We start from the raw sequence: 14,031 nt of genomic DNA, 5'->3' as shown, positions 1-14,031 counted from the left end.
GCATCTTTATTCAGCACGCCATCCTGAACATGGTCCAGGGTGGTCATCGCTTTGTTTTGCGCGATGCTCTTCAGCACCGGCGCCAGCCAGGGTTTTTCAGCCGCCAGCGCGCTAAACTTTTTCAACGCCTTGTCTTTAGCGCCGGGGAAATAGAGCACGTTGCCCGCACTATCCAGCGCGAAAGCGTAGCCGCCGGTCAGGTTACCGTGACTCTGCATAAAGCCGGAAAGGTTATCCAACAGCACGTCAAACGTTGCCACGCCAGCAAATTTATCGCCCTGGACGTAAGGCACGCTACAGGTGACCATGTTCACCTGTGACACCGGATCCTGATAAACCTCTGACCAGCCGCATTTGTTGCGCGGCGCTTCCCTCACGGAGGTATACCAACTTTCGTTATGGTAGCCAGCGCCGCCAGCCTCGTTGTAGCCGTCTGAGTAGGCCAGCGCGCCGCTTGCGTCACGAGACCAGAAAAAGCTGCGGCGAGCAACGCCTTCGGTAAAGGCGTTGGGTTCGGGCCAGATCCCGCCGCCCGCAATGCTTTTATCGCCTTTGCTGTCGATAATCTGCGGGACCACGCTTTTCACCAGCGTTTCCTGATGCGGCAGAACTTCCGCCAGACGCGCCACGCTTACCACTTCACCCTCAATGCGCAGCAGCTGCTGATTCAGCTGGCCTACGATGTTTTCACCGGTTTGTTGGATAAGACTGCTGCTGGCAGCCACCACTCGCGGCTGTCCGCGAAGAGTAATAGCGAACCAAACCAATAGCATGGTTAACAGCAGCATCGAAATGCCGCCAAAGATCAATTTCCCTGACAGACGAACTGGTATCCCCGGCATGGTGTATTCCTCAAAGTAAAACAGTGGCAACGTGGAGCTGAGTCATTTTTTTGCGCGATATTTCATTCTCGCTTCTCCGGATTATCGGCAAACCTGGCTAAAACCTGAACACGTTTGCCGGAGGTAACGCCCGTAAATCAGCATAAAACACTGGGGAACATCCGATTTGATTTCGCCACGGACGCCAGGCTACCCTGACGCCGCGCAGAACGTCTGCTGCTTCGTCATTACGCGCTGTTTTCGCGTGTTTTGCTCCCGGATGATGAGAGACTAACCCTATGCACCATTTTATTCTTACGCAGCTCAACGCGTTCGCCGTGCCCTGGGCGCCGTTGATTGCGCTCGCTGCCGTTCTTGCCGTCATTCTGCTGATTTCGCTGATAGCGCACGGCCTGCTGCACCGCGTGCTGCTGCCTTTGCTACGTCGTATGGCGGAGAAATCAAGCCGTCACTGGCCCACGTCGCTGATAGACAATAAACTCTTCAGCCGGTTTGCCCTGTTGATGCAGGGCGTGTTCCTACAAATCCAGCTGGAGCTGTTTCTCTCCGGCCTGGAACCCGCCTACAGCGCGCTTATGATCCTTAGCGAAGTCTGGATTATGGTATTCGGCCTGCTGATGTTCTTTTCACTGCTGGATATCTTCCTGGAGCTGTCAGAGAAAAGCGTGATAGCCCGCCAGATGCCGCTACGCGGCATTTTTCAGAGCCTGAAGCTGATTGCCGCGCTGCTGGTGACGCTGATGATTATCTCGGTGCTGATCGGCAAATCGCCGCTGGTGCTGTTGACGGGACTGGGCGCGATGACCGCCGTCCTGATGCTGGTCTTTAAAGATCCGATTCTGGGACTGGTAGCCGGCATCCAGCTCTCCGCTAATAACATGCTGAAACTGGGTGACTGGCTGGATATGCCGAAATACGGTGCTGACGGTGCGGTGGTGGATATCGCGCTGACCACGGTAAAAGTACGCAACTGGGACAACACCATTACGACGATCCCGACCTACGCATTAATTTCCGACTCGTTTAAAAACTGGCGGGCCATGTCGGAGTCAGGCGGCCGCCGCATCAAACGCAGCGTTAATATTGATACCACCAGTATTCACTTTCTGGGCGAGGACGAAATAGCCAGCCTGAAGCGCGCTCAGCTGCTGACGCCTTACCTGGAAAGCAAAATGCAGGAGGTTTCAGCTTATAATATCGGTCTGGATATCAGTACCCCGCTGAACGGCCGTCGCATGACCAACATCGGCACGTTTCGTGCCTGGCTGGAGGCCTGGCTCAAGGCGCATCCGCACACGCATAAAGGCATGACGCTGATGGTGCGCCAGCTGGCGTCCGGCGCGGACGGCCTGCCGCTGGAGATCTACGTTTTTACCAATACTACCGTCTGGCTGGAATATGAAAGGATCCAGTCCGATATCTTTGATCATATTTTTGCCGTACTGCCGGCGTTCGGGTTACGCGTACACCAGACACCAACCGGCAACGATCTGCGTAACTTACGTATCCGGTCGGCGGAGTGATGCTTCAGACGGGTGCCCGTTGTTTTACCCGCTTTGGTGTGCGGCTACGGTAAGTCGGTGGAGTAACACCTCAGGCGGGCACTGCCCTGCACCCGCCGTTTCACCAGCTTTGACGTACAGCTACGGCAAGTTGGTGGAGTAACGCCTCAGGCGGGCACTGCCCTGCACCCGCCGTTTCACCAGCTTTGACGTGCACCTGCTGCGAATCGGTGAGTACGTCTCAGGTGGGTGCCCATCATTTCGCCAGTTTTTGCACGCGCCTGCTGCATTTTACGCCGCCGTTCATTCCGCCTCAGCGGCATTTCATTCCTTAACGGCGGCAGTTCATGCCCTCTTTGCCCCGCTCCGTTAAAACCCGCCGTATTCTGTGCTTAATTTCTTACTCTTTCCGGGAGCATCCCTATGAGCACACCAACCGTTCGTTCTCGCGTTCGCTGGCTAACCTTGGCCGGCACTATTATTACGCAGTTTGCGCTGGGCTCGGTTTATACCTGGAGCCTGTTCAATGGCCAGCTCTCCCATAAGCTGGAAGCATCGGTCAGCCAGGTCGCCTTCTCCTTTGGCTTGCTGAGCCTGGGACTGGCCGTCGCATCGTCGCTGGCCGGGAAGCTGCAGGAAAAGTTTGGCGTACGTAATGTGACCATCGGCGCGGGTGTGCTGATGGCTGTCGGTTTCTGGCTGACCTCGCAGGCCGACAATCTGTTTATGCTTTATCTGAGCGCGGGCGTGCTGGTTGGTCTGGCCGACGGTGCCGGCTATCTGATGACGCTTTCCAACTGCGTAAAATGGTTTCCCGAGCGCAAAGGCATGATTTCGGCCTGTGCGATTGGCGCTTACGGGCTGGGCAGTCTGGGCTTTAAGTTTATTTGCAGCTACCTGCTGAGCGTAAACACCCTTGAGCACACTTTTCTGATTTGGGGCGGGATAGCGATGACGATGATTATCGCGGGTGCGCTGCTGATGAAAGACGCGCCGAAGCAACCGGCAACGGCAGGCGATGTCGCCAGCGTGCGTGATTTTTCGCTGGCTCAGGCGGTGCGCCAGCCGCAGTACTGGATGTTAGCGGTTATGTTTCTGACAGCCTGCATGAGTGGGCTGTATGTGATTGGCGTGGCGAAAGATATCGGCGAAGGTCTGGTCAGCCTTTCCACACAAACCGCAGCGAGTGCCGTCACGATTATCGCTATTGCCAACCTGAGCGGTCGGCTCGTGCTGGGCGTGCTTTCCGATAAGATGGCGCGCATCAGGGTAATTACGCTGGCGCAGTTTGTCTCGCTGGCAGGGATGAGCATTCTGCTGTTTACCCGCATGAACGAAAGCACCTTCTTTATTTCCGTGGCCTGTGTGGCTTTCAGCTTTGGCGGTACCATCACCGTTTATCCTTCGCTGGTCAGCGACTTTTTCGGCCTGAACAACCTCACTAAAAATTACGGCCTGATTTATCTCGGCTTCGGCATTGGCAGCGTCCTCGGGTCGCTGATTGCGTCGTTGTTTGGCGGCTTTATGGTCACCTTTAGCCTGATTATGGCGCTGCTGATGCTGTCATTAATTATGTCGCTAACTATCCGTCTGCCGCACTGTCCGCCACGAGCGCCAGAAGGGCTGCGCCAGGCGCAGCCGCTGTAATCCATCCACCACTCTTATGCCTGGCGGAAGAGCGGTTCCGGCAAGCCCGCAACGGCGACGTCTACTGCAAACACGTCGCCGGACTGCGGATAAGCCGCCAGCTCTTCTGCAGTACGATCTTCGCGCGAACTCGTAATATAGAGCGTTTTCAGATCCGGCCCGCCGAAAGCGACCATAGTTGGCCAGCGTACCGGCAAGGGGATCTCGTCCACGATTTCACCCGTGCCAGGATTAAGACGAATAACCCGCGAGCCGTCAAACATTGCTGACCAGTAGAAGCCTTCGCTGTCCACTGCCGCGCCATCCGGCAGGCCACCTTGTTCCTGTACAAAATGACGTATCACTTCACGCGGGCCGATATCGCCCTTGTCATCAACCGGATAGCGATAGAGCACGCCGTTGGGCGTATCGGTGTGGTACATCCATTTATCATCAGGTGAAAAGGCCAACCCGTTGGAAATTTTAATATCTTCCGCTTCGACGGTCAGGCGCAGATGCTCATCCAGACGACAAAGCTTGCCGCCGTTGCGATCCTGCGGTTCCCACAGGCTGCCGCACCAGAAACGGCCGTGCCGATCTACGCGGCCATCGTTAAAACGGCTGAAGGCCGCTTCTCCCGGATTGTCCGCCACGCGCCGGGTGATATTACCTTCTTCATCCAACAGGCAAACGCCGCTGCGCAGGGCCGCGACAAAGCCGCCCTGCTCGTGCAGGCCAAAGCAGCCAATATGTTCAGGAACCGGCATCGTTTTGTGTTCGCCGCTTTGCGGATCGAAGCGATGCAGCGCGGGCGCCAGAATATCAACAAAGTAAAGCGCCTGTTCGCGCACTGACCACACAGGGCACTCGCCCAGCTCTGCCTGGGCCGCCAGCACATTTTTAACCTGATAACGCATAGTTTGTCCTTGTCATGAAAAATTGCTCTAAGTCTATCGTATAAATCCCTTTCTGCCGTTATTAACGCAAATTTTCATGCCGTCGGATAAACAAGTTGATTTAAGAACATTCTGTGCTGAAAGGCCGCCTTTTAAGGCTTCTCTTATTTCATTCTGCCCGAATAAAACGCAAACTTTTCACAGTGAATTATTTGGAAATATTTACTCTAATAACTCTACAAAAGCGGCATTATTCCTCCACTTTTTTTCCGTAAAGTGTCAGCTATTGGAAAGGTGATGGAGTGATAATAATGAGACTAATTAAATCAATTGCTCTTCTGGGCGTAATAAGTATGCTGAGCGGGTGTATTATTCATGACGACTATCGCGGCGGGCACCATGGCGGGCGAGGCCATCACCACGGCTGGCACCATGGGGAGCACCGGGGCTGGTAAAGAAATTATAAATGGGTGAAGTTGTTTCATCCTGAAAGCGGGCAAAGCCTGCACACAGCAATATAAAAATAAAATGCAGTTTTCAAGGCGGGTAATTACCCGCCTTCTTTTATTAACTTTTAATGCTGTAATTGCATTGATACCAGGTTTTCATTAATCCCGGCAGTCGACTTTCCTGTGGCTCAAGCGGCTCAACCTTATCAAAACCACGCTCGGTGCAATAATGCTCCACGTCCTGTTTCATCGCCAATTTGTTTACCGTATTGGGATCGAAACGATAAAGTACGCTATTTGCCGCGGGATCTTCACCCACCTTCTCAAACGCGCCAGGTTTACCGGAAGTACAGCCAGTGGACAGCAAAACAGCGAACGCCAGTGCGCCCATTAATTTTTTCATCTTAACTCCTTTCTTTGCCGACGCATCTTACTTAAGCGGCACGGCGACACCATCAGAAAAAACCGCTTTTGCGCCTCTTTTAGCACAATGCAATATTTTACCGATTGAATCGATTCAGGATGCCGTGTAGCGCGGGGCGAAAATGAATGCCAATATGGTGTCAGACACAGCAAAATGTCTGCGCAACACCAGGAATTTTATTTATAATTACAAAGATTTATGCCCGCGGCGAGCGGGCTTTTTTTTGCGCTAAATTCGCGATACGGGCGACATTATAAGGGTTATATTCGCTGGGAAATTAACCAGAAGTGCCGTTATTAAACGGCGTCGCCTGTCAGTCGACGCGCACATCGACCAGCACCGGGCAGCTGGCGCGCTCAATAACGGCCGCGCTGACCGACCCTTTCAGCAGGCGGTTGAAAGAAGAGAGATGGCGGCGGCCCATGATGATCATCGCGGCGCCAATATTGTTGGCATGGGCGACGATGGTTTCGGCCGATTCCCCTGCCAGCACCCGTCCCGTCGCGCGAACGCCGCTGCCCTGCAGCTCGGCCAGCGCCTGGCGAACGGCCGCTTCCGCCGTGTTTTGCTCATCCATCGCACAGCCAAAATCGCCGGGATTTTCACCCGCCTCAATGACGTAATCCGCCGTCGTACTGGCATAGCTGGCATCGACGCAGCACAATACCACCACGTCCGCGTCAAGCGCGCGCGCCTGCTCCGTTGCCAACGCCACTACCTTGCGCGCCAGCGCCGAATTATCCACCGCCACTAAAAGCTTTTTCATTTGCCACTCCTGTTAGTCACGTAAAGCCGCTTTGCCGATCTCATCCACCAACGCCTCTTTGCACTTCAGGATCTCTTCACGAAAGAGCGCTTCGTGCTTTTGAAAACGGGCAGAAGGCACCAGTAGGCTGACGGAAAAGCGCCCCAGTATGGTATCTATCGCTACCGCCATGGTAGAGATTCCTTCCAGCGTCTCGCCGCGATCGTAAGAGAGACCGGTGCGGCGGATTTCCTGCAGTCTTTCCATCAAATCAGGATACGCTTTGACGGTCAGTTCGGTTATCGCTTCATAGGCATCACCTACCCACGCCCGCGCTTCCTCATCACTCTCCAGCGCCAGCAGTGCCCGGCCACCTGAGGTGCTGTAAAGCGGCAGGTTCAGCCCGATGCGCGGCACCACACGTAGCTCGCGATCGGCTACCACATAGTGCACGATGGCCAGCTGCAATCCGCTGGCGCGGGCCAGCGACACCGTTTCGCCCGTGGCGGTGCTCAGCGCCTGCAGCCAGGGCTGTACAATCGCCACGACATCGGTATGGACGCTGGCAATCAGCCGCAGCAGTGCCGGGCCAAGCCTCACGCCGCCTGCGCCCTGGCTGCGCACCAGCTGTACCGAATCAAGTGCGCTGACGATACGCTGTACGGTTGAGCGAGGCAGATCGACAGCCTGTGCGATTTCGCCCAGGCTCATGCCATTGGGGCGGTCGCCCAGAGCGTTCAGGATTTTTGCCGCGCGTGAGATGACCTGAATACCGCCGGTACGCTCTTCATCGCGCAAAGCTGCAGGTTCAGACATGGAATCTCCTTCCTTGTTGATGGCGATACTGTAGCACTCTTTTCCCCTCTCCGGCAGGCTGTATCGCATTGCAATACAGCCGCTCACCCTGTAATATCGGCCGCCAATGTATCACAATGCAATACACTGCATCACTCTATCTTTGCTTGCGGAGCACCGGCTATGAATGCTCAACCTGCCGCACCGGCCCCTCATCCTTTTACTCTGCGCCTGGCGCTGGGGCTGGTGGGGGTGCTGATTGCTGCACTAACCTCAGGTCTGAACGATCGCGTAACTGATTTAGCGCTGGCGGATGTCCGCGCCGCCATCGGTTTTAGTTACGATCGGGCGACCTGGATTACTTCTGCCTATCAGGCTGCCGAAGTCGCGGCCATGATGGTCGCGCCCTGGTTTGCCGTCACCTTTTCGCTGCGTCGCTTCGCGCTGGCGGTAGCGTTCGGTTTTGCGCTAACCGGCGTGCTACAGCCTTTTGCCGCGACGCCGGGGTTATTTATCAGTCTGCGCATCGTTCAGGGCCTGTTCGGCGGCGCGCTCCCGCCGCTGTTGATGACGGTAGCGCTGCGTTTTTTACCACCGGGCATCAAGCTTTACGGATTATCAGCCTATGCCTTAACCGCCACTTTTGGCCCTAACCTGGCCGCCTCGCTGGCGGCATTCTGGACCGATGCCGTAGGCTGGCAGTTTGTGTTCTGGCAAATTGTGCCCCCGATGCTGCTTGCCGGGCTGTTGATTAGCTGGGGACTGCCTCAGGATCCGCTGCGCCTGGAGCGGTTTAAGCAAATTGATCTGTTTGGCATGCTAACCGGCTGTAGCGGTATCGCGCTGATGGTGCTTACGCTGACGCAGGGCGAGCGGCTCGACTGGCTGCAGTCACCGTTGATTGCCGGCATGTTATGCGCCTCCGTGGCGCTCCTGGTGGCGTTTTTCATCAACGAGTGGTCGCATCCGCTCCCGTTATTTAAGCTACAGCTGCTACAGCGTAAAAATTTAACGCACGGGCTGCTGGTGTTGGCAGGTGTACTGCTGGTGGCGCTTTCCGGCTCCGCCCTGCCTTCGGCCTATTTCGGTCAGGTGGAAGGGTTCCGCACCGTGCAGTTTGCGCCGCTGGCGCTGACTATCGGCCTGCCGCAGCTGCTGATTGCGCCTTTTATGGCCTTCCTGCTGAACCTGCGCTGGATTGACTGCCGCTGGATGCTGACCTGCGGTGCCGCGCTGCTCAGCGTATCGTGCCTGCTGGGTTCGCAGCTGACCGATGACTGGGCCAGGCAAAATTTCTGGCTAATCCAGGTATTACAGGCCTTTGGTCAACCGATGCTGATCCTGCCGGTGTTGATGAGCGCGACCAGCGTGGTTCTGCCGCCTGAAGGGCCGTACGCCTCCGCCATGTTTAATACCGTGCGTGGCTTTTCCAGCGTGGCGGCCGGTAGCCTTGTCGAAAACTTCCTGACGCATCGGGAAAAGTTTCATTCGCATCATCTGGTCGATCGGCTGGGCAATCATCCCTGGCTGATGACGGCGACAAACAGCGCTGATGCTTCGGTGATGCAGCCGCTGCTGCCGGACGGTTCGGCCAGCTCGACCGAAAACCTGAGTCATTTCGCCACGCTGCTTAAACACCAGGCGGTGATCCTTAGCATCAGCGACGCCTACCTGTTGCTGATCGGCTTTGCCCTGCTGCTGGTGCTGCTGACTGCCTGGCTGCCCAAACGCGTCTGGCCGCCGCAAACTCTTATTCAAACTAAAGCCGTGAGATAATAACGATGAGCTTCACACCTGCCAAAAGAACCTTAACGCTGACCCTGCTGCTGCTGGTCCTGCTGGGGATCGCCTTTTTCGTCTGGTCGGCCATAAGCCGTCATCAGGCCCGTACCGATGACGCCGTAGTGACCGCCGACTATACCTCCGTTGCGCCGAAAGTCTCCGGCTATATTCGTACCGTTAACGTTGGCGATAACCAGCAGGTAAAAGCCGGCGAGACGCTGGCGACGATTGACGATCGCGACTATCGCGTCGCGCTGGAAACCGCCGAAGCGAACCTGGCGGTCAGTCAGGCAAAGCTGACCAGCGTACAGGCCCAGCTTGAACAGCAACAGGCGACCATTGCGCAAAATGATGCCGCCGTGGCGGCCAGCCAGGCGACCCTGAATTACGCCGGGCAGAATGCCGAACGCTATCGTCGCCTGCTGAAAAGCGGTACGGCGACGGCGGACGAGCAGCAGAAAACCAGCGCATCAATGCAGGAAGCGTCGGCCCAGCTGCGCCAAAGCCAGGCCGCCGCGCTGGCTGCCCGTAAAGCCGTGGGCGTGCTGGAAGCCAGCCTGCGTCAGGCTAATGCCGATATCGCCGCGTCCAAAGCCAGCGTCGATCAGGCCCGACTGAACCTTTCCTATACCGTTATTACCGCGCCAATCAATGGCGCCGTCGGCCAGCGTTCCGCCCGTCAGGGCGCCTGGGTCTCTGCGGGTACGCGTCTGATGGCAGTCGTGCCGCTGCAGCAAACGTATGTGGTGGCAAACTTTCTGGAAACGCAGCTGGCAGATGTGCAGGCGGGTGCGGGCGTCACGTTAAGTGTGGACGCGCTGCCTGGCGTCACGCTGCGGGGCCATGTGGACAGCATCGCGCCCGCGACCGGTTCGACTTTTGCCGCCATTACCGCCGATAACGCAACGGGCAACTTCACAAAAGTGACGCAGCGTTTGCCGGTTAAGATCCTGCTTGAACCGGGCCAGCCCGATCTGGCGCGCCTGAAGGTGGGCATGTCGGTGGTGCCAGAGCTGTCCCGCTAACCGATAGCAGTGGGTTTATTTGCCCTGCTGGCTGCAGGCAGGTCGCTGAAAAAAAAGATAATTCCTGGATAAGCTGGCTTTATTTTGCCGGACGGAGCGGGTAAATTAGCGGGCAATCCCGTCAGAGAAGCCGACGGGCAGAGCCGGAAAAGGCGGTCACGCCGCTTCCGGCCACTATCGCTCAGAGGAGTTTTATCGTGAAATATGCATTAATGGGCATGTCATTTCTGTTGCTGGCCTGGGCAGGCACTTTTTATCTGATGCTGTAGCCCGCTCAGATAGCGCAAAAGGCAGGTACAGCGCCTGCCGGCCCCTATTCCGCCTCGTTTTTCAGCATTCCTGGCAATATGCCGTCGGCGCGGAACATCGCCTTAATGCCCCTCACCGCCTGACGAATACGATCGCTGTTTTCAATCAGTGCAAAGCGCACGTGCGTATCACCGTAGTCGCCAAAACCGATGCCGGGCGAGACGCAGACTTTCGCTTCCTGCAGCAGATGTTTGGCAAATTCCAGCGATCCCATCCGGGCGTAATGATCCGGAATTTTCGCCCAGACATACATCGAAGCTTTGGGCATTTCCACCTGCCAGCCCGCCTCATGCAGCCCTTTCACCAGCACGTCGCGGCGACGCTTGTATTGCTGCGCAATATCCTTCACGCACTGTTGATCGCCTTCCAGCGCGGCGATGGCAGCGACCTGCAACGGCGTGAAGGTACCGTAATCGTGATAGCTTTTGATCCTCGCCAGCGCAGCCACCAGTTCTTTGTTACCCACCATAAAACCGATGCGCCAGCCCGCCATATTGTAGCTTTTGGACAGCGTAAAAAATTCTACCGCCACGTCGCGAGCGCCCGGCACTTCCATAATCGACGGCGCTTTCCAGCCATCGTAAACGATATCGGCATAGGCCAGATCGTGGATCACCAGCACGTTGTACTGCTTTGCCAGCGCGATAACGCGTTCGAAAAAGTCCAGCTCAACGCACTGCGCGGTCGGGTTGGAGGGAAAGCCAAGGATCATCATTTTGGGCTTAGGATAGCTTTCCCGGATAGCGCGCTCCAGCTCGTTAAAAAAGTCCACGCCTTCCACCAGCGGCACGGAGCGAACCTGAGCGCCCGCAATCACCGCACCATAAATATGGATAGGGTAGCTGGGGTTAGGCACCAGCACGGTATCGCCATGATCCAGCGTGGCCAGCATCAGGTGCGCCAGCCCCTCTTTTGAGCCGATAGTGACAATCGCTTCTGACTCCGGGTCAATCTCCACCTGATAACGATCGGCGTACCAGCGTGAAATAGCCCGGCGCAAACGCGGGATGCCGCGCGAGGTCGAATACCCGTGCGTGTCCTCTCTTTGTGCTACCGAACAGAGTTTTTCAACGATATGGGGTGGCGTGGGGCCATCCGGGTTCCCCATGCTGAAATCAATAATATCTTCGCCACGACGGCGCGCCGCCATCTTAAGTTCGGAGGTGATATTAAAAACATAGGGAGGAAGACGTTCAATACGGGAAAAACGGCGTGCGTCACGATCTGCCATAGAAACCTCTGAGTACGTTAGCGCCCGGAACCGTCCGAGCGACGTTGACCAGAAGATGGTCGAATAATCAACATAACGCAGAGCTTACCAGGCTGTCGAGTCCAATTAATCTGATTCGAGCTTGCCGAACAACCAGTCGTTAACCCATTTGCCACGCAGCAGATAGTTGTCCCTTAGCGTACCCTCAAGCCGAAAACCATTTTTTTCCAGAATACGTCGTGAAGGCCAGTTACCCTCCACTACCTGCGCGGTCAATTTGTGGAAGCGGCATTGCACGAACAGATAAGCAGCAAGCGCACCGAGTGCCTCGCCCCCGTACCCTTTACCGGTGAAATGATTCAGCAGCGAGTAACCGATTTCGGCCTGCCGTGAGGGCGTCCATTCGGCGTTTGCGCCTATCAGTCCTATCGCCTCACCGCTTTCTCGCAGCCGTACAGTGACACAAAGCATATGCAGGCTGGTGACTTCCCAGGGCTGTAGCCGGGTCTGAAAGCGCTGACGGATATCCGCCAGCGGCGGCACGGCACTGATAAACTGCATGCTGACGGGATCGCTGTGCACCTCGTGAAACAGCGGCCAGTCTTCCGGCTGGAGCTTTTCCAGCACTAATCTTTCGGTGGTTAGTTGCATAATCGCCTCGAAACAGAAAAAAGCCGCCGCTACAGTGGGATGCCGACAGGCAAGCTTTTCGGCCGCGTGCCGGTGAAGGTAATTCGCCTGCGCCTGAAAAACACATCCCCTTTTTGTTACCTGGTTTTCCTCTTTTAGCAACACGGCTATCGCAATAATGTTCACACGGCCAGAAACAATAAAATTGATCCAAACCGGGATCGGCTGCAATCAGTATCGGCTTGCCTGGCGCATCCCGTTCGCTTTCCTTATTATGTCGCTACTCTTTCTCCGCCAGCCGAGGCGCCCGTGCATTCGATGTTTGAGATGTTACTTGCAGTACTGGACCGCGCCGCCCTCATGCTTATCTGCCTTTTTTTTATGACACGCACTCGCCATTTTCGTCAACTGCTACAGAAGGATGAGCACTCCCGCCAGGAGCTGATGGCGGTTACGGCTATCTTTTCGCTGTTTGCACTTTTTGGTACCTGGAGCGGCATTGACGTTGACGGTTCGCTGGTGAACGTGCGCACTATCGCGATTATGGCTGGCGGTATCCTGTTTGGCCCCTGGGTCGGTATCGTCACCGGCGTGGTGGCCGGGCTGCACCGATTTTTAATCGACATCCACGGCGTGACCTCCGTACCCTGTTTGATTACCAGTATTATCGCGGGCATCGCCGCAGGCTGGATCAACCTGAAGGTTGCCAAAACGCGGCGCTGGAGCATCGGCATTATCGGTGGGATGCTGTGTGAAACGTTAACGATGATCCTGATTCTGGCCTGGGCAAAACCTTACGAGCTGGGCCTGTCCATCGTCGAAGAGATCGCCGTACCGATGATCCTGGGCGCGGTCAGCATTGGCCTGATCGTGCTGCTGATCCAGAGCGTTGAGGGAGAAAAAGAGGCGATAGCCGCCCGGCAAGCCAAGCTGGCACTGGATATTGCCAATAAAACGCTGCCGCTGTTCCGACGGGTCAACAGCCGCTCTTTGCGTAAAGTATGCGAAATTATTCGCGACGATATCAGTGCGGACGCCGTCGCTATAACCAATAAAAATCAGATCCTGGCCTATGTCGGCGTCGGTGAACAAAATTACCGCGAAGGCGACGACGGCATCAGCCCAACCACGGCCAGAGCCATCGCTAACGGCGAAATCATTATTCGCAATAATGACGAGGCGCACCGCACGCCGGAAATTCACTCGATGATTGTTATTCCTCTGCGGGAACTGGGGGAAGTCACCGGCACGCTGAAGATTTATTATCGCCATGCCCACCGCATCACCTGGTCGCTGCGGGAGATGGCCATTGGCCTGTCGCAGATTATTTCCACCCAGCTGGAAGTGTCCCGGGCTGAACAGCTGCGTGAGATGGCCAACAGAGCCGAGCTGCGCGCCCTGCAAAGCAAAATCAATCCGCATTTTCTGTTTAACGCACTGAACGCCATCTCGTCGTCGATTCGCCTGAATCCCGATACCGCCAGGCAGCTGATCGGCAACCTTTCGCGCTATTTGCGCTACAACCTTGAGCTGAACGACGACGAAATCATCGATATTAAGAAAGAGCTTTACCAGATCAAAGATTATATCGCCATTGAACAGGCGCGCTTTGGCGATAAGCTGACGGTTATTTATGAGATTGATGAAGATATTCGCTGTTCGCTGCCCAGCCTGCTGATCCAGCCGCTGGTGGAAAATGCTATCGTGCACGGCGTGCATCCCTGTCGCGGTAAAGGCGTGGTCACTATCAGCGTGCAGGACGCGGGCGAGCGGATACGTATTGCGGTACGGGATAC

Annotated in this window: 14 protein-coding genes; 7 read left to right on the top strand and 7 right to left on the bottom strand. The window is 56.0% G+C overall.

Translation table 11 applies throughout. The annotated features are described in order from the left end of the window. The coding region (locus RTK32_RS09565) for a cache domain-containing protein (RefSeq protein WP_312043384.1) at positions 1 to 842 on the bottom strand (842 nt) is incomplete at its 3' end. Between the two features lie 278 nt (positions 843 to 1,120). Here RTK32_RS09565 and RTK32_RS09560 point away from each other — a divergent pair. Both RTK32_RS09560 and RTK32_RS09555 read left to right on the top strand, forming a co-directional pair. Then, on the top strand, positions 1,121 to 2,365 hold the full coding sequence (locus RTK32_RS09560; RefSeq protein WP_312043382.1) for a mechanosensitive ion channel family protein: 1,245 nt from the start codon (positions 1,121 to 1,123) through the stop codon (positions 2,363 to 2,365). A 402-nt stretch (positions 2,366 to 2,767) separates the two neighbouring features. Next, positions 2,768 to 3,991, top strand: coding sequence for an MFS transporter (locus RTK32_RS09555; protein WP_312043380.1), 1,224 nt, complete (start codon positions 2,768 to 2,770; stop codon positions 3,989 to 3,991). Positions 3,992 to 4,005: 14 nt separating this feature from the next. On the opposite strand, the gene RTK32_RS09550 is transcribed toward RTK32_RS09555, so the two are convergent. After that, entirely contained in the window at positions 4,006 to 4,887 is an 882-nt protein-coding gene (locus RTK32_RS09550) for an SMP-30/gluconolactonase/LRE family protein (RefSeq protein WP_312043378.1), read from the bottom strand. Between the two features lie 290 nt (positions 4,888 to 5,177). On the opposite strand from RTK32_RS09550, the gene RTK32_RS09545 reads away from it, so the two are divergent. Continuing rightward, entirely contained in the window at positions 5,178 to 5,321 is a 144-nt protein-coding gene (locus RTK32_RS09545) for a hypothetical protein (RefSeq protein ID WP_312043376.1), read from the top strand. 112 nt (positions 5,322 to 5,433) lie between these two features. On the opposite strand, the gene RTK32_RS09540 is transcribed toward RTK32_RS09545, so the two are convergent. The 3 genes from RTK32_RS09540 to RTK32_RS09530 form a co-directional block, all read right to left on the bottom strand. Continuing rightward, positions 5,434 to 5,718: a hypothetical protein gene (locus RTK32_RS09540; protein ID WP_312043374.1), complete on the bottom strand. Its 285-nt coding sequence runs from the start codon at positions 5,716 to 5,718 to the stop codon at positions 5,434 to 5,436. Between the two features lie 334 nt (positions 5,719 to 6,052). Continuing rightward, on the bottom strand, positions 6,053 to 6,505 hold the full coding sequence (locus RTK32_RS09535) for a universal stress protein (protein WP_312043372.1): 453 nt from the start codon (positions 6,503 to 6,505) through the stop codon (positions 6,053 to 6,055). A gap of 12 nt (positions 6,506 to 6,517) precedes the next feature. Further along, the gene (locus tag RTK32_RS09530) at positions 6,518 to 7,300 is read right to left on the bottom strand and encodes an IclR family transcriptional regulator (RefSeq protein WP_312043371.1); all 783 of its coding nucleotides are present in this window, start codon (positions 7,298 to 7,300) and stop codon (positions 6,518 to 6,520) included. A 162-nt stretch (positions 7,301 to 7,462) separates the two neighbouring features. Between RTK32_RS09530 and RTK32_RS09525 the strand changes: the two genes are divergently transcribed. The 3 genes from RTK32_RS09525 (at position 7,463) to ypdK (ending at position 10,355) form a co-directional block, all read left to right on the top strand. Next, positions 7,463 to 9,055: an MFS transporter gene (locus RTK32_RS09525; protein ID WP_312043369.1), complete on the top strand. Its 1,593-nt coding sequence runs from the start codon at positions 7,463 to 7,465 to the stop codon at positions 9,053 to 9,055. A 5-nt stretch (positions 9,056 to 9,060) separates the two neighbouring features. After that, positions 9,061 to 10,086 (top strand): HlyD family secretion protein, encoded by a 1,026-nt coding sequence (locus RTK32_RS09520; RefSeq protein WP_312043367.1) that lies wholly within the window; start codon positions 9,061 to 9,063, stop codon positions 10,084 to 10,086. 197 nt (positions 10,087 to 10,283) lie between these two features. Continuing rightward, a complete protein-coding gene (gene ypdK, locus RTK32_RS21320; protein WP_409451080.1) occupies positions 10,284 to 10,355 on the top strand; it encodes a membrane protein YpdK in 72 nt (23 codons plus the stop codon). Positions 10,356 to 10,399: 44 nt separating this feature from the next. On the opposite strand, the gene alaC is transcribed toward ypdK, so the two are convergent. Together alaC and RTK32_RS09510 are read right to left on the bottom strand one after the other, a co-directional pair. Beyond that, a complete protein-coding gene (gene alaC / locus RTK32_RS09515) occupies positions 10,400 to 11,626 on the bottom strand; it encodes an alanine transaminase (protein WP_312043365.1) in 1,227 nt (408 codons plus the stop codon). A gap of 105 nt (positions 11,627 to 11,731) precedes the next feature. Then, entirely contained in the window at positions 11,732 to 12,256 is a 525-nt protein-coding gene (locus RTK32_RS09510) for a GNAT family N-acetyltransferase (RefSeq protein ID WP_312043363.1), read from the bottom strand. 306 nt (positions 12,257 to 12,562) lie between these two features. On the opposite strand from RTK32_RS09510, the gene RTK32_RS09505 reads away from it, so the two are divergent. Next, positions 12,563 to 14,031 (top strand): sensor histidine kinase (locus RTK32_RS09505; protein ID WP_312043386.1); only part of this gene is annotated, 1,469 nt, incomplete at its 3' end.

The sequence above is a fragment of the Erwinia sp. genome, from assembly GCF_031978025.1.
Classification (GTDB): Bacteria; Pseudomonadota; Gammaproteobacteria; order Enterobacterales; family Enterobacteriaceae; genus Erwinia.
This window is presented reverse-complemented; position numbering and strand designations above follow the sequence as displayed.